Raw genomic sequence first — 19,355 nt, 5'->3', positions numbered from 1 at the left:
AATTAATGATGGCGCAATTGTCTCTGAAACATATCCAGAAAATCTATGATAACCAGGTTCATGTGGTAAAGGATTTCAATCTCGACATAGAGGACAAAGAGTTTATCGTTTTCGTCGGTCCGTCAGGTTGCGGCAAGTCGACAACGCTGCGCATGATTGCGGGGCTGGAAGAGATCTCCGCAGGGGAACTGGTAATTGATGGCGTTTGCATGAACGACGTGCCGGCCAAATCCCGCGATATTGCCATGGTTTTCCAGAACTATGCGCTGTATCCGCATATGACGGTCTACGACAACATGGCGTTTGGCCTGAAAATGCAAAAAATCGCCCCGGCGATCATTGAGGAACGGGTTAACTGGGCGGCTCAGATTTTGGGTTTGCGTGAATATCTGAAGCGTAAACCCGGCGCATTGTCGGGGGGACAGCGCCAGCGCGTGGCGTTAGGCAGGGCGATTGTGCGTGAAGCGGGTGTCTTCCTGATGGATGAGCCGTTATCCAACCTCGATGCCAAGCTTCGCGTGCAGATGCGAGCGGAAATCAGCAAGCTGCATCAAAAGCTCAACACCACGATGATTTACGTGACCCACGATCAGACGGAAGCGATGACGATGGCCACCCGCATCGTCATCCTGAAGGACGGCATTATTCAGCAGGTGGGGGCTCCAAAGCAGGTTTATAACGAACCGGCGAATATGTTTGTTGCGGGTTTCATTGGCTCGCCTGCCATGAATTTTATTCGCGGCGCGTTAGACGATCGTTATTTCGTCACGGAAACCCTGCGCCTGGAAATCCCACAGGAGATACTTGCGGCTCTGAATAACGCGGGGTATCAGCGTAAAGCGGTGGTGTTTGGCATCCGCCCGGAAGATATCCTGACCCTGCAGAACCGTGATGATGACATTGCGGCGAAAGTCAGCGTCGCTGAACTCACTGGCGCGGAATTTATGCTCTATGCCACCGTCGGCGGACATGAGCTGGTTGTCCGCGCAGGAGCCGCGAATGATTATGCCGCAGGGGATAATATCGGTATTCAGTTCGATATGAATAAGTGCCATTTCTTCGACGCGGAAACCGAAGCGGCTATCAGATAAAAAAGTGTTTGCCGGAAATTCACGTTTCCGGTTTTTTTGTTTGTTAATTATAAAGGGAATATTACATGAGTACTCTACTAAGAAGTGCTGCGCTCGTTCTGTGCGCAGGGGTTAGCTGTGCGCAGGCAACTGAAAAAGCGACGCAGTGGGAATTTAATATTGGCGCGATGTATGAAATTGAAAACGTCGAAGGGCAGGGCGAGGATAAAGACGGCTTATATGAACCGTCCGTTTGGTTTAATGCCACCTGGGACGCATGGACAATTTCGCTGGCCATGTATCAGGAGGGGCCGGTTGATTACAGCAGTATGACCCGCGGCACCTATTTTGATCGTCCGGAATTTGAATTACGTTATCGCTTTATCGGAACCGATGATTTTACCCTCGGCCTGACCGGTGGTTTCCGTAATTACGGCTACCACTTCAAAGATGAGCACGGGGCGAAAGACGGTAGCGCGAATATGCAGCGCTATAAAATCCAGCCTGACTGGGATATTAAATTAACCGACGACTGGCGTTTTGGCGGCTGGTTTGCCATGTATCAGTTTGCCAACGATCTGGAAAAAACCGGCTATGCTGACAGCCGCGTCGAAACAGAAACCGGCTTTACCTGGACCCTTAACGAAACCTTTGCGGCAAAAGTGAATTACTATTTAGAGCGTGGTTTTAATATGGATGGTTCTCGTAATAACGGCGAATTTTCCACGCAGGAAATTCGTGCCTATCTGCCCATTTCATTAGGCCAGACCACGCTCACGCCGTATACCCGCCTGGGGCTCGATCGCTGGTCAAACTGGGACTGGCAGGACGATCCCGAGCGTGAAGGGCATGATTTCAACCGACTCGGTATGCTCTACGCGTATGACTTTAATAATGGTTTGTCCATGACGCTGGAATACGCTTATGAGTGGGAAAACCACGATGAGGGCGAAAGCGACCGCTTCCACTATGCGGGGGTTGGCGTAAACTACGCGTTCTGACCGATGTCACCAGGGGCTGTCAGCCCCTGGTGTTAGCGCAGGGAGGCGGCCAGCAAAAAATGCGTATCGACAAGCACTTTCTGTGGAGCAGGATGACCGGCAATTCGCCTGAAGAGAAGGTCGCAGCTCTCTTCACCCAGTTTGCGGGTGGGAATATCAAAGCCACCAGGCGCGGGGGTTAAAATAAGCGACAGCATTGGGTCACTGTATCCGGCTATCACCACCTGCTCCGGGATCATCAGGTTTAACTCATCCGCCGCGCGATAGAGGCTCAGTAATTTCATACTGTCAGTGGCGAATACGGCATCAGGTGGCGTGGGTGAGGACAACAGTTTAAGCGCCGCCGTTAGCGCGCTCTCATGGGTATAACCGCCATCCATAATCCAGTCCGGGTTAAGCGCAATATTGTGCTTCTCCAGGCTAGCTTTATACCCTGCAAGGCGATCAATCGACACGTGATAATCAAGTGGCGCATGCAAACAGGCAATGTTGCGGCGACCATTCTTAATAAACGCTTCCGTCAGCGTGGCGCTGTCATGAAAATTATCCGTATCAACGGAATAGATATTCTGATAATCCCCTTCCACTTTGCCAATCACCACAACCGGGACGCCATAGGCATCCAGCGTGGTAAAAAAGGATTCATTAGCGGGTGAGCTCAGCATAATGATCCCTTTGATCATCTTCTGTTTTATTTTATTCACGCATTTCAACAGGTCGTCTTCACTGCTTTTTGACGTTTGCAAAATGACGTCAAAACCTTCTTCTTCCGCTTTTGCCGTAATCGCGTGAAGGATATCGGAGAAAAAAGGGTTACCGGCGGTGGTTTTGGTTGAGCGGGTAGAAATAACCATAATGGCGTCGAAACCAGAAGAGGTCAGGGCACGGGCCAGTTTATTGGGCTGATAATTTAATTCGTCAATCGCCTTCAGCACTTTGTCCCGCGCTTCGGGAGAAATATTGGTTTGTTTATTCAGAACGCGGGAAACGGTTGATTTCGATACGCCCGCAACCCGTGCGATATCATAGATGGTGGGTGACATACACCTTACTCACTCAGGACTGACAGCAATACCGTTCATCTTACTGGAGAGAAAACGGCAATAGCAATAAATAAGAATTGATAATCAACGATCTGCCCCCATCTATTGTATTCTGAAGCAAGGTATTTATGGCTTCCGGGCAACGAAGGATGGCGATGAAGCGACTAAAAAATGAACTCAATTCACTGGTCAACCGCGGCGTTGACCGTCATCTGCGTCTGGCGGTGACCGGGCTAAGCCGCAGCGGTAAGACGGCGTTTATCACCGCGATGGTAAACCAACTCCTGAATCTGCACGCTGGCGCGCGCCTGCCGTTGCTTGGCGCGGTTCGGGAAGAGCGTCTGCTGGGCGTTAAGCGTGTTCCGCAACGCGATTTTGGTATTCCCCGGTTTACCTATGACGAAGGGCTGGCGCAGCTCTACGGCGATCCGCCCAGCTGGCCGACGCCGACACGAGGAGTCAGTGAAATTCGCCTTGCGCTGCGTTTCCGCTCGAATGAATCCCTGATGCGCCACTTTAAGGACACCTCAACGCTGTACCTCGAAATCGTCGATTACCCCGGCGAATGGCTGCTCGACTTGCCGATGCTGGCGCAGGATTACCTCACCTGGTCCCGGCAGATGACGGGGCTGTTGCAGGGGCAACGTGCAGAGTGGTCGTCGACGTGGCGACAGCTGTGCGAAGGTCTGGATCCGCTGGCACCAGCAGATGAAAACCGTCTGGCGGCTATTGCTGAGGCCTGGACAGCGTATCTGCATCAGTGTAAGCAGGAAGGTCTGCATTTCATCCAGCCAGGGCGGTTTGTCCTGCCGGGGGATTTAGCGGGGGCACCCGCGCTGCAGTTCTTCCCATGGCCGGATGTGGACGGTACTGGAGAGGCGAAGCTGGCGCAGGCCGACAAGCACACCAATGCAGGTATGCTGCGGGAACGTTACAATTACTACTGTGAAAAAGTGGTCAAGGGTTTCTATAAAAACCATTTTTTACGCTTCGACCGTCAGATCGTGCTGGTGGATTGTCTGCAGCCGCTTAACAGTGGGCCGCAGGCCTTCAACGATATGCGCCTCGCGCTGACGCAGCTGATGCAAAGTTTTCACTACGGCCAACGGACGTTATTTCGCCGTCTGTTCTCACCGGTGATCGATAAGCTGCTGTTTGCGGCGACTAAAGCCGATCACGTGACGGTCGATCAGCATGCCAATATGGTATCGCTGCTGCAGCAACTGGTGCAGGATGCCTGGCAAAACGCCGCGTTTGAAGGTATCAGCATGGATTGCCTGGGGCTTGCGTCCGTGCAGGCGACGCAAAGCGGGTTGATTGACCTCAATGGCGAGAAAATTCCGGCCTTACGCGGCAATCGCCTCAGCGACGGCGAACCGCTTACTGTCTATCCGGGCGAAGTGCCCTCGCGCCTGCCGGGCCAGGCCTTCTGGCAGAGCCAGGGCTTCCAGTTTGAAGCCTTCCGCCCTCAGGCCATGAGCGTCGACACCCCGTTGCCCCACATCCGTCTGGATGCGGCGCTGGAGTTTTTGATTGGAGATAAATTGCGATGACGGAACCGTTAAAACCGCGCATAGACTTTACCGGAACGCTTGAGCAGGCGCAGCAGGAGGCGTTTAAAACGGCGCAGACGTTCAGCGGTGCGCAGGCAGATAATTTTTCCCCGGCGCTCGCGGAGGAGCCGGGCGTTGAGGAAGGACCTGCGGAGGCGGCCGTGGAAGCCGCGTTGCGTCCGAAACGCAGCCTGTGGCGTAAAATGGTGACTGCGGGTCTGACGCTGTTTGGCGTAAGCGTGATCGGGCAGGGTGTACAGTGGACGATGAATGCCTGGCAAACCCAGGATTGGGTTGCGCTCGGCGGATGTGCCGCGGGCGCGCTGATTGTCGGGGCGGGCGTTGGATCGGTTGCCACCGAGTGGCGTCGGCTCTGGCGTCTGCGACAGCGCGCGCACGAGCGTGATGAGGCCCGGGATCTGCTGCACAGTCACGGCACCGGTAAAGGCCGCGTGTTCTGTGAAAAGCTGGCCAGCCAGGCTGGAATCGATCAGTCGCACCCGGCACTCCAGCGCTGGTATGCCGCCATTCACGAAACCCAGAACGATCGGGAAGTGGTGACGCTCTACTCCCATATGGTTCAGCCGGTGCTGGACGCTCAGGCGCGGCGTGAAATCAGCCGCTCTGCGGCGGAATCCACGCTGATGATTGCCGTCAGCCCGCTGGCGCTGGTTGATATGGCTTTTATCGCCTGGCGTAACCTGCGCCTGATCAACCGTATCGCAAACCTTTACGGCATAGAACTGGGTTACTACAGTCGGATCAGACTGTTTAAGCTGGTCCTGCTCAATATCGCCTTTGCCGGGGCGAGTGAACTGGTCCGCGAAGTGGGCATGGACTGGATGTCGCAGGATCTTGCAGCGCGTCTTTCAGCTCGCGCAGCCCAGGGCATCGGCGCAGGCCTCCTGACGGCACGCCTGGGTATTAAAGCGATGGAAGTCTGCCGTCCACTCCCGTGGATTGACGGCGATAAGCCCCGGCTGGGCGATTTCAGGCGTGAGTTGATCGGTCAGCTCAAAGAGACGCTCAATAAAAAACCGGCTCCGTGAGGTTTTGTTCACTAAGCGTGCGGGCTGTCAATATTTCTTGACAGCCATCTTCCGGTTCACCGTGTTCTGACATATCATTTTAATGTTATTGGCTTAAAACGGTGAATTTCCCATGCGTCTTGAAGTCTTCTGTGAAGACCGTCTCGGTCTGACCCGCGAATTACTCGATCTTCTTGTTTTACGTAGCATTGATTTACGTGGCATTGAGATCGATCCTGTCGGGCGAATTTACCTCAATTTTGCCGAAATTGAATTTAATACATTCAGCAGTCTGATGGCTGAAATCCGCCGTATCGCTGGCGTTACGGATGTACGCACCATTCCCTGGATGCCATCCGAGCGTGAGCACCTTGCACTGAGCGCGCTACTGGAAGCGATGCCGGAGCCGTTCCTCTCCCTGGATTTAAAAAGTAAAGTTGAGCGAGTAAACCACGCGAGCTGCCAGCTTTTCGCCCAGAGCCAGGAGAAGCTCAGCAATCATAACGCCGCACAGCTGATCCCCGGCTTCAACTTCCAGCGCTGGCTGGACAGTAATCCGCAGAACACGCACAGCGAGCATGTGGTGATTAACGGGCAGAACTTCCTGATGGAGATCACGCCGGTTTACCTGAAAGGGGAAGGGAATGCACGTGTGTTAACCGGAGCGGTGATCATGCTGCGATCGACGTTACGCATGGGCCGTCAGCTGCAAAACCTCTCCAGTCAGGATGTCGGCGCCTTCAGCCAGATTATTGCCGTCAGCCCGAAAATGCGCCATGTGGTTGACCAGGCGCGTAAGCTCGCAAGCCTGACCGCACCGCTGCTGATTACCGGCGATACCGGTACCGGGAAAGATCTGCTGGCGCACGCTGTGCACCTGGCGAGCCCGCGTGCGGCAAAACCGTATCTGGCGTTGAACTGTGCCTCTATCCCGGAAGATGCCGTTGAAAGCGAGCTGTTTGGTCACGCGCCGGAGGGCAAGAAAGGGTTCTTCGAGCAGGCTAACGGTGGCTCCGTGCTGCTGGACGAGATTGGTGAGATGTCGCCTCGTATGCAGGCTAAGCTGCTGCGTTTCCTGAACGACGGCACGTTCCGCCGCGTCGGTGAGGATCACGAAGTACATGTGGATGTGCGCGTCATCTGTGCCACCCAGAAAAACCTGGTCGAACTGGTGCAAAAAGGGATCTTCCGCGAAGATCTCTATTACCGTCTCAATGTCCTGACGCTGAATATTCCCCCGCTGCGCGATTGTCCGCAGGACATCATGCCGTTGACCGAGCTGTTTGTGGCCCGTTTCGCCGACGAGCAGGGGGTTCCGCGGCCTAAGCTCTCTTCCGACCTCGGTACGGTGTTGATGCGCTACGGCTGGCCGGGAAATATTCGTCAGCTCAAAAACGCTGTTTATCGGGCGCTGACGCAGCTGGAAGGCTATGAACTGCGACCGCAGGATATCCTGCTGCCGGATTACGACGCCGGAACGGTGTCAGTGGGTGAAGAGGCAATGGAAGGCTCACTGGATGAAATTACCAGCCGCTTTGAACGTTCGGTATTGACGCAGCTTTATCGCAGTTATCCCAGCACTCGCAAGCTGGCAAAACGTCTTGGTGTCTCGCACACCGCGATTGCGAATAAGCTCCGTGAGTACGGTTTAAATCACAAAAAGGGTGACGAATAACGAAAAGCCTCTGTAGAGAGGCTTTTTTACTATCCGCTTATTCCTTCGCCAGAGGCGCGGTCACGATTTCGGTTTTTGTCTCGCCCTGAATCGACGCAATCCTGCTTTCAACCTCTTTCACCTGCTGCGGGCTGTGAAGCAGGGTATAGGTCAGATCAAACTGCGCGCTGGCGCCAGGCTGCAGCTGCTTAACCCGCTTCTGCTCGCGTTCAATGGTGACGGGGTAGGCGTAGCTGGTCCCCGGCTCAATCCCCGTGACGTAACCCTGTTTCAGCGTATCGGTATTTTTCCATAAGGTCAGTACGGGGAGTTGGCGGGTATCAAACTGTATTGACGCGCCTTTATCTCCGGCTTTATTGACCACGGCCGCGAGCGTTTCATGGTTATTATCCGCAAGTGGTTTGATGTTAAAGACCATCTCATCAAAGTCTTTTGTCGGCCCTGCATAGGTTTGCCAGTTGTTAACACCCGCTTTGGCGTAGTCATTGAATGGGCTCACGCTGGCTGCCGGGGCAAGGAAACGTGCGCCTTCCTCGAGGACAGGCGTACCGAAGTTGCTGTGATAGATGATCTGATAGTCGTGAGGATAATCTGCATGGTTGGTCAACACATCGTGCAGGCTGAACTGGTTGGTGCCCGGCACGTAACGCAGTTCGGTCAGGGTTTGCAGATCCGCTTTTTTAAAAGTGCTCTCTTTGATCAATCCCCTGACGCGGATTTCATGCGGTGCAGCATCCGCGACTTCCACCTCAACCTGGGATGCTGGCGTATTTCCTGCCTTGCCGTGCAACGTATAAATCTGACCGTCGGCCGTCACCGGATGGCCTGTCCACTCATAGCCACAGCGGACCATCATCTCATTGAATCCTTCCAGCCAGCCGAGACCGTTACGACTTTCAAGATTGATATAAGCCGGGTTCACCACCTCTTTGACGGGTGAGTTCCACCCCAGTCGGGTGCCAAAGCCTTCAACATGCAGAAGATTCATGCCACGCGTCGGGCTTAAGGCAATGGTCAGGCCATCTTTGCTGCGAATAATGATGACTTTACTGCCTTCCTGCTTACCGCCATGCAAGACTTTTTGCTCAATGCTGAACGTTTGACTTTTAACGTTCAGCTCATTACTGGAAATCTTCCAGTTTCCTTTTTCTATGCTGCTTTCAGCGCTTGTCAGCACCCAGGTTTTCGCCGCGGCATGACCTGAAACCAGTACCGCAAGAAGCGTTAAAGCCAGTTTTATCTTCATGTTTATCCCTTTTTGCTGAAACGATTATTTGATTTCGTAAGCAAATCTAATGTTTTGCCGAAAAGGGAAATGTGATGTGTCTCACTGCGCAATAAAAGGTGATAACTGAACAAGTTTTGTGTAGGAGAAATCACAAAAAGATGAATGTACAAAATATAATTGCGCTAAAAATGTGAAGTATGACCAGATTAGCTTTAACGATTCAGCTGAAAATAAATAAAAAACCCCGCCGTGGCGAGGTTGAGAATACGTTGTATAGAATACTAAGGACTTATTATGCTTTCAGCACGTCCAGCGCGGCAGTGTAATCCGGCTCGGTGGTGATTTCGTTAACCAGTTCGCTAAAGACAACAGTGTCGTTTTCATCAAGAACCAGTACAGCACGTGCAGCCAGACCTTTCAGTGGGCCTTCCGCGATGCTGACGCCGTAGTTCTCCAGGAAATCCGCGCTGCGCAGCGTGGAGAGGGTAATGACGTTGCTCAGACCTTCAGCACCGCAGAAACGAGACTGGGCAAACGGCAGGTCTGCGGAAATGCACAGCACAACGGTGTTGTCCATTTCAGTCGCCAGCTGGTTGAATTTACGCACGGATGCGGCACAGACGCCGGTATCAATGCTTGGGAAAATGTTCAGCACTTTGCGTTTACCCGCAAACTGAGCCAGTGTGACGTCAGACAGATCTTTAGCCACCAGAGTAAAAGCCTTTGCTTTGCTGCCAGCCTGCGGAATGGAACCTGCTACAGCAACCGGGTTGCCCTGGAAATGAACGAGTTGTGACATAGATATCTTCCTGTTTACATATAGTTAACGTCGGGGCTAGTGTATGCCATCAGCGGATAACACGGCAAACCAATTTTTTCGCCTTTACGGGCCGCAAGGAGTCAGTGATGAGAAGCGTTAAGGTCTATGAAGAAGCCTGGCCATTGCATACCCCGTTTGTAATTTCACGCGGCAGTAGAAGTGAAGCCAGCGTGGTGGTGGTTGAAATTGAAGCAGAGGGGGTTAAAGGTGTCGGGGAATGTACGCCTTACCCGCGCTATGGGGAAAGTCTGGCATCCGTGATGGCACAGATCATGACCCTGGTCCCTGATCTGCAAAAAGGGCTAACGCGTGAGGCATTACAGGCGCGTTTACCCGCCGGTGCGGCGCGCAACGCCATTGATTGTGCGCTATGGAACCTCGAAGCCGCAACGCGGCAAAAATCGCTGCCGTCTTTGCTGGGTGTAGCATTGCCGACATCCGTCATTACCGCGCAAACGGTGGTGATTGGTGAGCCGGAACAGATGGCAGCCAGCGCAAAAGCCCTTTTTGACGCCGGGGCCACGCTGTTAAAAGTGAAGCTCGACGATCGTCTGATTAGCGAGCGAATGGTCGCCATTCGTTCGGCGGTTCCCGCAGCCACGCTGATTGTTGATGCCAACGAGTCATGGCATCCCGAAGGGCTTGCCGCACGATGCCAGCTGTTGGCTGACCTGGGCGTGGCCATGCTGGAGCAACCACTGCCGGCGAAGGATGATGCCGCACTGAAGAATTTTATTCATCCGCTGCCAGTTTGTGCGGATGAAAGCTGCCATACCCGTGAGAATTTGCGCGAACTTGAAGGCCGCTACGACATGGTCAACATTAAGCTCGACAAGACTGGTGGGCTGACAGAAGCGCTGGCACTGGCGGCAGAAGCCCGGGCGCAGGGCTTCGGATTGATGCTTGGCTGTATGCTCTGCACCTCCCGGGCGATTAGCGCGGCGCTGCCGCTGGCCACGCAGGTGCGTTTTGCCGATCTGGATGGCCCGACATGGCTCGCCGTTGACGTCTCACCAGCGCTCCATTTTACCAGCGGCGTGCTTCATCTCTGAGGCTGCCAGCACAGCAGTTGCATCATGGCTTTCAGGTATTTTTCGCTGGCTTCGTCGGAGGAGATCGCCGGGAATTCTGCGGTGATGCAGGGCAAGCTCAAATCAGCGCACCAGCTACCGAATGAACCGGGTGTTTCATAGCCCACGCTGGAGACGAGTGGCAGGGCGAACGCCTGTGCCAGCCACTCGCCCAGGCTGGAGTGGCGCGGATCTTCAATACAGGCCAGCGGATCGTGAAAGGAGACAACCCAGGCGGGTTGGATCTTATGGATAAGCTGGCACAACGCTTGCGTTTCTGGCTCCGAGCCCGGTTTGTCCCCCGTCAGTAACACCACATCACGCTCCTCGGCGGTACTGTTCCAGCGATAAACGGTTTCCCCGGCGCGCCAGTTTGCCGCCGGGAAATTACGGTTCAGGTCGACGCCCCTCGCATTCGCCCGCAATCCAAGCTGGCAGCCATCGGGGTTCACGGCAAGGATCACGTGATGACGTCGTAAAGAAGGGGTCAGCGTTCGCAGTGCACATGAGAGCGTGACGATGGATGAGTTCTCATCCCCGTGCGTGCCGGCAATGATCAATCCGCTGTCGCGATCGGCATTGGGGGCCGGGAACCAGATCAGCGATGCGCCTAAGAATGAGCGGCCATATTGCTCTGCGCCCGGCGGAAAGGCGCCGCGTTCCGCTCGTGGTCGGGTGGTTGCCATACGAAATCCTGATAAAGAAGTCTCTACTGGCAGTGTTGTGCAAAACCCGCGGTTAATCAAATAGTTTCCGCAACGGTTGAGAATTGCCTTAAATCACTATTCCTGACGAAGGTATTTGCATTTCTTATTGTCGAAACAAATAATTACGCATCTGCTTGTTACCTGCCTTTATTAAAGGGGATCTTATGAAGCATCCTGTTTCGCGTCTTTTCACCGCACTGTGCCTGTGCGGACTTTCTACACTCTCGTACGCTGCTGATGTGCCACAGGGCACGGTACTGGCGCAAAAACAGGAGCTGGTCAGACACATTAAAGACGAACCGGCTTCGCTCGATCCGGCAAAAGCGGTTGGGTTGCCAGAGATTCAGGTGATTCGCGATCTGTTCGAAGGGCTGGTGAATCAGAACGAGAAAGGGGAACTGACCCCGGGCGTGGCGACGCGCTGGCAGAGCAACGATAACCGTATCTGGACGTTTACCTTGCGCGATAATGCGAAATGGTCTGACGGTTCGCCTGTCACCGCACAGGATTTTGTCTACAGCTGGCAGCGTCTGGTCGATCCAAAAACAACTTCTCCGTTTGCCTGGTTTGCGGCCCTGGCGGGGATCAGCAACGCACAGGCGATAATTGACGGCAAAGCGGCGCCTGATACCCTGGGCGTGACGGCGGTGGATGCCCGAACGTTACGCGTTCAGCTGGATAAACCGCTGCCGTGGTTTAGCAACCTGACAGCAAACTTTGCCTTCTACCCGGTGCAAAAAGCGAATGTTGAAAGTGGTAAAGAGTGGACGCGCCCGGGCGCGCTGGTCGGGAATGGCGCATACGTCCTGAACGATCGCGTGGTGAATGAAAAATTGGTTGTCGTGCCGAATACCCACTACTGGGACAACGCCAAAACTGTCCTGCAAAAAGTCACGTTCATTCCGATTAATCAGGAATCCGCTGCCACGAAACGCTATCTGGCCGGGGATATCGATATTACCGAGTCGTTCCCGAAAAACATGTATCAGAAGCTCCTGAAGGACATTCCGGGACAAGTTTATACGCCACCGCAGCTCGGAACTTATTACTATGCGTTTAACACGCAAAAGGGCCCGACGGCCGATGCCCGGGTCCGTCTTGCGCTGAGTATGACTATCGATCGCCGCCTGATGGCGGAAAAGGTATTGGGGACCGGCGAGAAGCCGGCCTGGCATTTCACCCCTGACGTGACGGCGGGCTTCACGCCTGAGCCTTCACCGTTTGAGCAAATGTCGCAGCAGGAGCTGAATGCGCAGGCGAAAACCTTGCTGCAGGCCGCAGGTTACGGTCCTCAGCGCCCACTGAAGCTGAACTTGCTGTACAACACCTCGGAAAACCATCAGAAAATCGCCATCGCGGTGGCGTCCATGTGGAAGAAAAACCTTGGCGTGGATGTCAAACTGCAAAACCAGGAGTGGAAAACCTATATCGACAGCCGCAATACCGGCAATTTTGATGTGATCCGCGCGTCATGGGTGGGGGATTACAATGAGCCCTCTACCTTCTTATCTCTGTTGACCTCAACCCACAGCGGCAATATCTCGCGTTTCAACGATCCGGCTTACGATAAGACGATCCAGCAGGCGACGCTGGAAACCACGGCGAAAGCGCGTAATATCGACTACAACATGGCGGAGAAAATCCTCATGGAGAAGGCGCCTATCGCGCCCATCTACCAGTACACCAATGGTCGTCTTATCAAGCCGTGGGTGAAAGGATATCCGATTAATAACCCGGAAGACGTGGCGTACAGCCGGACGATGTATATTGAGAAGCACTGATGTGTACTGACCTCTGGCTAACGGCAGATTACCATCACTAAACCCTGAACTGGCGCGGTTTGTCGCGCCAGTTTCTCCTTCTGACCATTCCCGCCACAGCAGAAGTATCACTTTTCTGATATTGCGCTGAATGGCGTTTCCTGAATACACATTCCATGCATCCAGTGGATGATTGTCTTAAATCCGATACACCAGATATATTAAATAGTCTCTGTGGTTATCCCGGTTTTATTCATAAGTCCACTGTTGGACATTTCCAGGGCTTTTCAGTATTAAGTACTATCCTGTAATATCATCCGGGATAAGTCTTTATTTGTAGCCATTTTATTGCAGGTTGACCGAGAGGTCTGCCGGTTTGGTGATCATGTCCGTTCGGACGCGGTAGTTAATTCAGGTTTAAATGTACAGTAAGTTGTACTGAAATTAATTTTTATATTAGCCGTTTTGTCTCAACGAAAGTTACTGGTTAAAATAAAACACCCCTGCATTTATGTGGCGATATTCAACCCTGCAAGGGATTAATTTATTCAGGAGATAAATAACCATGTCTGAATCATTTCAGAACGAGATACCCCGCGCACGCGTAAATATAAAACTGGATTTGGTCACGGGTGGTGCCCGGAAGAAAGTTGAGCTGCCGCTGAAGCTGCTGAGTGTCGGCGATTACAGCAATGGCAGGGCGGAAGGGACCCTTTCAGAACGCGAAAAAATCAACATCAATAAAAATAACTTCAACAGCGTTCTCGCTGATCTTCATCCCGAAGTGAATATCGCCGTTAAAAATACCCTGGCGAACGATGGCTCTGAAGAAAACGTGAAGCTGGCTTTTCAGAATATGAAAGATTTTGAGCCAGAAGCGGTGGCACGCCAAATTCCACAGCTTCGTGCAATGCTCGCCATGCGTAATTTACTGCGGGATTTGAAATCCAATCTTCTGGATAACGTCACTTTCAGGAAAGAACTGGAAACTATTTTAAAGGACCCGGCGCTCACTGATGAACTGCGCCGCGAACTGAACGCGCTTGCCCCGGCCCAGGATTAACTACCGGAACCTGTTAACGGAATAATAACGAGTAAAATGCTTATGTCAGTCAATAATGAATCCCAGAGTCAGACAGGCGGCGCGACAATTGAAAAGACGCTGCCGCAGAATGGCGTTTATGCGTCCCTGTTCAACAAAATTAATTTAACACCGGTTGCTGAAATTGGTGACCTGAATGGTTTTGAAGACAATACCGTAATGGCGGAAACGTCCGCTGATGCGCGCGTTACGGCAGCCGTCCAGGTCTTTATGCAGTGCCTGCAGAAGTCCGGCCAGAAAGTCGAGAAACTCGATAAGACATTACTGGATCACCACATCGCGGAACTGGATTTCCAGATTAGCCGCCAGCTTGATGAAGTGATGCACAGCGATGAGTTCCAGAAAGTTGAATCCGTATGGCGCGGACTGAAGTCGCTGGTGGATAAGACTGATTTTCGTCAGAACGTTAAAATCGAGATTCTGGATCTTTCCAAAGACGAACTGCGTCAGGATTTCGAGGACTCGCCGGAAATTATCCAGAGTGGCCTGTACCGTCAGACGTACACGATGGAGTACGACACGCCCGGCGGCGAACCGATTGCTGCGGTGATTTCCGCGTATGAGTTTGATGCGTCTGCGCAGGACGTGGCGCTGATGCGTAATATTTCAAAAGTGTCTGCGGCTGCCCACATGCCGTTTATTGGCTCCGCGGGTCCGGCGTTCTTTATGAAGTCCTCAATGGAAGAAGTGGCGGCCATCAAAGACATCGGCAACTACTTTGACCGCGCCGAGTACATCAAATGGAAAAGCTTCCGCGAAACGGATGACTCCCGCTATCTTGGCCTGGTGATGCCGCGCGTGCTGGGGCGCCTGCCATACGGACCTGACACCGTCCCGGTACGCAGCTTCAACTACGTTGAGCAGGTCAAAGGCCCGGACCACGACAAATACCTGTGGACCAACGCCTCGTTCGCCTTTGCGGCCAACATGGTGAAGAGCTTCATTAACAACGGCTGGTGCGTGCAAATTCGTGGCCCGCAGGCGGGTGGTGCGGTTCAGGATCTGCCGATCCACCTGTACGATCTCGGCACCGGCAATCAGGTGAAAATCCCGTCTGAGGTGATGATCCCGGAAACCCGCGAGTTTGAGTTCGCGAATCTCGGCTTTATCCCGCTGTCGTACTACAAGAACCGTGACTACGCGTGCTTCTTCTCGGCGAACTCGACCCAGAAGCCCGCGCTGTACGACACCGCTGATGCGACCGCCAACAGCCGTATCAACGCGCGCCTGCCGTACATCTTCCTGCTGTCGCGTATCGCCCACTACCTGAAGCTTATCCAGCGCGAAAACATCGGGACCACCAAAGACCGTCGCCTGCTGGAGCTGGAGCTCAACACCTGGGTGCGCACTCTGGTCACCGAAATGACCGATCCAGGAGACGAGCTGCAGGCCTCTCACCCGCTGCGTGACGCGAAAGTGGTGGTGGAAGACATCGAAGACAATCCGGGCTTCTTCCGCGTGAAGCTGTACGCCGTGCCGCACTTCCAGGTAGAAGGGATGGATGTCAACCTGTCGCTGGTTTCCCGTATGCCGAAGGCTAAAGCATAAGTAAAGGCAGGAAGCCAATGAAGACGGAACAACCGTTATGGGGCCGGGGCCAGATGGTCTCACCCCAGCACTTCCAGCAACAGGCCGCGTATGCGGCCTGGACTGCGGAATGTATTGCCCGGTTAGGCCTCAGTCATCCCTGGGGGATAATTGAGGCCACTTTCGAGCCGGAGCCCCTGAAACTGGGCCGCCTGCAGGCCCGCCATCTGCACGTCCGTTTCCCCGACGGGACGCTTATCGACACGGATAATGCTGACGATTTACCACCGGTGCTGGCGCTTGAAAGTGAGTCACAGGAGGCAGTGGTGGTTCTGGCACTTCCGCTGCTGCGGGCGAATGGCGGTAACTGCCTTAAACCCGATGAAGTAGCCGGGCGTCCTGTTCGCTATCGCCAGCGCTGGCAGGATGTTCGCAATATCTTTGGGGATGACACCCGTCAGATTGCGGTGATGCGCCCGGAGCTGACTTTGCGTTTCGCTCATCAGAGCAACAGTGATTATCTGACGTGTCCGGTCGCGCGCCTGCTGCAGGATTCGCAGGGAGTGTGGGGACTCGATGAATCGTTTCTCCCTCCGCTTCTGGCTATCCAGGGCAGCCGCTGGCTGGTAACCCAGCTCGAACAACTAATGAGCCAGCTACGCATACGCCTGGGCCGTCTGATGGCGATGCGCCGGGAAAGTAATGAGCGAATGGCCGATTTTGCCGTGGCAGATGTGTCTCTGTTCTGGCTGCTTAATGCCCTGAACAGTGCTGAGCCCGTGTTGGGACAGTTTCAGCGTCATCCGCAAAGCCCACCTGAACGCCTGTATCCTGAGCTGGCACGTCTGGCGGGTAGCCTGCTGACCTTCTCACTGGAGCATCAGGTGAGTGCGATCCCGGTCTGGCAGCATGAGCAGTTGAATAATGTCTTTCCTCCGCTGTTTGACTTACTGGGCGATCTGCTGGAAGCCAGTCTGCCGTCTCGGGTGGTGGCCATTGAGCTTGAGCACGATGCCCGGCTGCACTTCTGGCAGGCTCGTCTGCATGACCCACGTCTGCGTGAAGGGGCGGATTATTACCTTTCCGTGCGTTCACCGATGTCGGTTGCCCAGTTGCAGGAGCAGTTCCCGCGCCAGTGCAAAGTTGGCAGTCCCGATCATGTCAGAAGTATCGTCAATTCATCGCGGGTGGGCGTACCGCTGACGCCGCTGCGTCATGTGCCAGCCGCCATTCCACTGCGCCTGGAAAACCAGTACTTCAGCCTTGATGTCTCCCATCCTCTGACGACTGAAATGCTTCAGGGTGGCACCTGTATGTTTTACGTCCCGGGGATGCTCGGTGAGCCTGAACTTGAACTCTTTGCGGTACTGAGAACATGAGTGAGCCTAAACGCGGCGCTGCCGCGTCCATTGATATTGATGCCCTGTTGCAGGACACCTGGCTGCAGGTCATCAGCCTGCGTCACGGTCCGGTCTTTCAGGAGGGTGAGGGGCGTATGCTGTGGGAGCGATGCATTGCCGATGTGGAGCGCGTGCAGCACGAGCTGAAAGCGAGCGAACTCGATGAAGCCAGCTGCCGGCATATTCTCACTGCACAGTGTGCGCTGCTTGACGAAGCGGTCAAAGGTCGCGGTGTGGAAGATGACGCCTGTGTGCAGTGGTATGACATCCCCCTGCAGGGGTACTTCCTCGGCACCATGGATGCCGGTGACACGTTGTGCGATCGAATGCGCGATGTGCTGCGAGAACCGGCTCCTGATCCTGCAGTCGTGACCTGCTTCCAGCGAGTTATGATGCTGGGATTTCTCGGCAGTTTCCGCTCCCTGAACGATCCGGAACGCCAGAAACTCCTCAGTGCACTCAGTGAGCATGCTACGCCGTTCAGTTATCCACAGACCCATTCTGTACTGGCGGAAAGCCGTGCCGGGCGGGGAATGGGCGCCTGCCTGGCATCATTGCCAGTACGTATTGGCCTGAGCGTGGTGATGGTAACCGCACTCTGGTGGGGACTGGATCACTGGCTGGATCAGATGCTCCTGACCCTGTTGCCGGGGGCCGTGAAATGAGTCCTGTACAACAGCGCGGGCTGGCGCTGTGGGCCGCCCTGCTGAGTGCCGTGGTCTGCCTGGGTTTTCTGCCAGTCACCCGACTGGTTTCTGTGCTCGTTCTGCTGGCGATTCTGGGGCTTATTCTGACGCTCTGCACTGTCGCCAGCCGTCGTGTTCGGCATGATCTCATCCTGCGTCTGGATGACCTCCCGGAAGCCACTTACCGTCAGCCCGTGGTGCTGGTCTGTGGCGATCTGCCGCTGGGATGTATGCCGCAGTCACCGGTGCTCACTGTCGCGCAGGGATGCTGGATCCGCGTGGAGGAACATCAGAGTCTGGAGCAGGTAGCCCGTCAGGTACTGTGGCTGCGTCCCGACTGGGGACGTCAACTGTCGGTGATGGTCAGTGTCTGTCCGCAGCAACACCCTGACAGCGAAGCCCTCACCAGTCGTCTGCTGGCGCTGCGCTGGCAAATCAGCCAGTTGCGTAAAGCAACCGGTCATTCTGTGCCCCTGGTTCTGAATGGTCAGGTTGGCAGCGCAATGACGAATGACATGCTCTGGCTGGCCGCCATTCAGGGGGAAGGGGTGAAGGTCTGGCAGGCATCTTCTGCTCCGGGGGCGGTCGCTGCATGGGTCACCGCAGGCGGAACGCCAGCGATGCAGCAGCAGGTGCTGATGAACAGTCTGATGAACTGGTTCCGTCAGCACGTCCAGAGGGCCTTTATGGATACCAATCCCGATATTCCGGTCATCACACCTGCCACGGTTCTATGGGGAATGGGGCCGATCCTGGCCGGAAGTCTGGCCACTTCGGCCTGGACGGTGTGGCTTTCCCGTCACACGGCGATGCAGCAGGTGACCGGCTGGCAGCCAGTGGGAACGGACAGCACGGTTGTTTCCCTTTTCCCGGATTTTATCCTGCCGCTTCTGCCGGAAGGGCGCGGCCTGACGCCGCGTGGGCGAACCTGGCGGTATGCGCACGGGATCCTCACGCTGGCAGCCATTGCCGCGCTGCTCAGCAGTGGCTGGAACAATCGCCAACTGCTGCAACGTGTGAGTTTCGATATCGCCCGTTATGACCGTATTTCGATGGATGATTTCGGAGCAAAAGCTGATGCCGTTGCTGCCCTTCGTGACGATGCGGCAGAGCTGGATGGTCTGGCCCGCAATGGCGTACCGGTCCGGATGAGCCTCGGTCTGTATCAGGGGAGGGATCTGCGCATGCCGGTGCTGGATGCGATCCGCTCGTATGTTCCCCCTCCACCGGCCCCGAAACTGCAGCCGAAACCGGTACCGAAAATTGTGCGCCTCGACAGCATGTCGCTGTTCGATACCGGCAGATACGACCTTAAACCTGGCTCGACGAAGCTGCTGGTGAACTCCCTGGTGGGCATCAAAGCGAAACCAGGCTGGCTGATTGTGGTGGCGGGGCATACCGACAGTACCGGCGATGAACAGGCCAACCAGGCGCTGTCGCTGAAGCGTGCGGAGTCCGTGCGCAACTGGATGCGTGATACCGGCGACGTGCCGGAAAGCTGTTTTGCGGTGCAGGGCTATGGCGAAAGCCGTCCTGTCGCCTCTAACGACACGGCACAAGGGCGTGCCCTTAACCGCCGTGTCGAAATCAGTCTGGTACCGCAGGCCAGTGCCTGTCAGATACCCGGCAAAAACCCGGCGCCATCGCAAGATGATGGCGTCCCAGAAAATAAAACGGAGTAATTA

The 19,355-nt window shown here is 54.7% G+C and carries 16 protein-coding genes; 12 read left to right on the top strand and 4 right to left on the bottom strand.

What is annotated here, in order from left to right:
* The first annotated feature begins 8 nt into the window (after window positions 1-8).
* Together EKN83_RS00800 and EKN83_RS00795 are read left to right on the top strand one after the other, a co-directional pair.
* Complete coding sequence (locus EKN83_RS00800) at window positions 9-1,091, top strand: ABC transporter ATP-binding protein (protein ID WP_126800204.1); 1,083 nt, start codon at window positions 9-11, stop codon at window positions 1,089-1,091.
* A gap of 65 nt (window positions 1,092-1,156) precedes the next feature.
* Window positions 1,157-2,071 (top strand): OmpG family monomeric porin, encoded by a 915-nt coding sequence (locus tag EKN83_RS00795; RefSeq protein WP_025756624.1) that lies wholly within the window; start codon window positions 1,157-1,159, stop codon window positions 2,069-2,071.
* Between the two features lie 32 nt (window positions 2,072-2,103).
* Here EKN83_RS00795 and EKN83_RS00790 read toward each other — a convergent pair whose 3' ends face one another.
* Window positions 2,104-3,114 (bottom strand): LacI family DNA-binding transcriptional regulator, encoded by a 1,011-nt coding sequence (locus tag EKN83_RS00790; RefSeq protein WP_126800153.1) that lies wholly within the window; start codon window positions 3,112-3,114, stop codon window positions 2,104-2,106.
* 155 nt (window positions 3,115-3,269) lie between these two features.
* Here EKN83_RS00790 and EKN83_RS00785 point away from each other — a divergent pair, with 155 nt between their 5' ends.
* The 3 genes from EKN83_RS00785 (at window position 3,270) to tyrR (ending at window position 7,370) form a co-directional block, all read left to right on the top strand.
* A complete protein-coding gene (locus tag EKN83_RS00785) occupies window positions 3,270-4,667 on the top strand; it encodes a YcjX family protein (protein WP_025756626.1) in 1,398 nt (465 codons plus the stop codon).
* Entirely contained in the window at window positions 4,664-5,716 is a 1,053-nt protein-coding gene (locus EKN83_RS00780) for a YcjF family protein (protein ID WP_126800152.1), read from the top strand. The genes EKN83_RS00785 and EKN83_RS00780 overlap by 4 nt, the downstream gene beginning before the upstream one ends.
* 112 nt (window positions 5,717-5,828) lie before the next feature.
* Window positions 5,829-7,370 carry a transcriptional regulator TyrR gene (gene tyrR, locus EKN83_RS00775; RefSeq protein WP_045285079.1) on the top strand — a complete coding sequence of 514 codons (1,542 nt, stop codon included), beginning with the start codon at window positions 5,829-5,831 and terminating at the stop codon, window positions 7,368-7,370.
* Window positions 7,371-7,407: 37 nt separating this feature from the next.
* Here tyrR and EKN83_RS00770 read toward each other — a convergent pair whose 3' ends face one another.
* On the bottom strand, window positions 7,408-8,616 hold the full coding sequence (locus tag EKN83_RS00770) for an aldose 1-epimerase family protein (RefSeq protein ID WP_126800151.1): 1,209 nt from the start codon (window positions 8,614-8,616) through the stop codon (window positions 7,408-7,410).
* A 274-nt stretch (window positions 8,617-8,890) separates the two neighbouring features.
* On the bottom strand, window positions 8,891-9,397 hold the full coding sequence (gene tpx / locus EKN83_RS00765) for a thiol peroxidase (protein WP_025756630.1): 507 nt from the start codon (window positions 9,395-9,397) through the stop codon (window positions 8,891-8,893).
* A 107-nt stretch (window positions 9,398-9,504) separates the two neighbouring features.
* Here tpx and ycjG point away from each other — a divergent pair, with 107 nt between their 5' ends.
* Window positions 9,505-10,470: an L-Ala-D/L-Glu epimerase gene (ycjG, locus tag EKN83_RS00760; RefSeq protein WP_126800150.1), complete on the top strand. Its 966-nt coding sequence runs from the start codon at window positions 9,505-9,507 to the stop codon at window positions 10,468-10,470.
* Here the strand turns inward: ycjG and mpaA are convergent.
* Window positions 10,461-11,174 carry a murein tripeptide amidase MpaA gene (mpaA, locus tag EKN83_RS00755; RefSeq protein ID WP_025756632.1) on the bottom strand — a complete coding sequence of 238 codons (714 nt, stop codon included), beginning with the start codon at window positions 11,172-11,174 and terminating at the stop codon, window positions 10,461-10,463. The two genes, ycjG and mpaA, sit on opposite strands and share 10 nt — an antisense overlap.
* Before the next feature lie 185 nt (window positions 11,175-11,359).
* Here mpaA and EKN83_RS00750 point away from each other — a divergent pair, with 185 nt between their 5' ends.
* The 6 genes from EKN83_RS00750 (at window position 11,360) to EKN83_RS00725 (ending at window position 19,352) form a co-directional block, all read left to right on the top strand.
* The gene (locus EKN83_RS00750; protein ID WP_126800149.1) at window positions 11,360-12,976 is read left to right on the top strand and encodes an ABC transporter substrate-binding protein; all 1,617 of its coding nucleotides are present in this window, start codon (window positions 11,360-11,362) and stop codon (window positions 12,974-12,976) included.
* A 544-nt stretch (window positions 12,977-13,520) separates the two neighbouring features.
* Window positions 13,521-14,018: a type VI secretion system contractile sheath small subunit gene (gene tssB / locus EKN83_RS00745; protein WP_045285074.1), complete on the top strand. Its 498-nt coding sequence runs from the start codon at window positions 13,521-13,523 to the stop codon at window positions 14,016-14,018.
* Window positions 14,019-14,054: 36 nt separating this feature from the next.
* On the top strand, window positions 14,055-15,605 hold the full coding sequence (gene tssC, locus EKN83_RS00740) for a type VI secretion system contractile sheath large subunit (protein WP_126800148.1): 1,551 nt from the start codon (window positions 14,055-14,057) through the stop codon (window positions 15,603-15,605).
* A gap of 17 nt (window positions 15,606-15,622) precedes the next feature.
* Window positions 15,623-16,963: a type VI secretion system baseplate subunit TssK gene (gene tssK / locus EKN83_RS00735; protein WP_032672424.1), complete on the top strand. Its 1,341-nt coding sequence runs from the start codon at window positions 15,623-15,625 to the stop codon at window positions 16,961-16,963.
* On the top strand, window positions 16,960-17,649 hold the full coding sequence (tssL, locus tag EKN83_RS00730; RefSeq protein ID WP_126800147.1) for a type VI secretion system protein TssL, short form: 690 nt from the start codon (window positions 16,960-16,962) through the stop codon (window positions 17,647-17,649). Before tssK ends, tssL begins: the two co-directional genes overlap by 4 nt.
* The gene (locus EKN83_RS00725; protein WP_126800146.1) at window positions 17,646-19,352 is read left to right on the top strand and encodes an OmpA family protein; all 1,707 of its coding nucleotides are present in this window, start codon (window positions 17,646-17,648) and stop codon (window positions 19,350-19,352) included. The genes tssL and EKN83_RS00725 overlap by 4 nt, the downstream gene beginning before the upstream one ends.
* Window positions 19,353-19,355 lie beyond the last annotated feature (3 nt).

Source organism: Enterobacter sp. WCHEn090032, assembly GCF_003986875.1.
In the GTDB taxonomy this organism is placed as follows: domain Bacteria; phylum Pseudomonadota; class Gammaproteobacteria; order Enterobacterales; family Enterobacteriaceae; genus Enterobacter; species Enterobacter sichuanensis.
The sequence above is the reverse complement of the archived record's forward strand: the minus strand, read 5'-3'. Positions and strand labels throughout refer to the sequence as shown.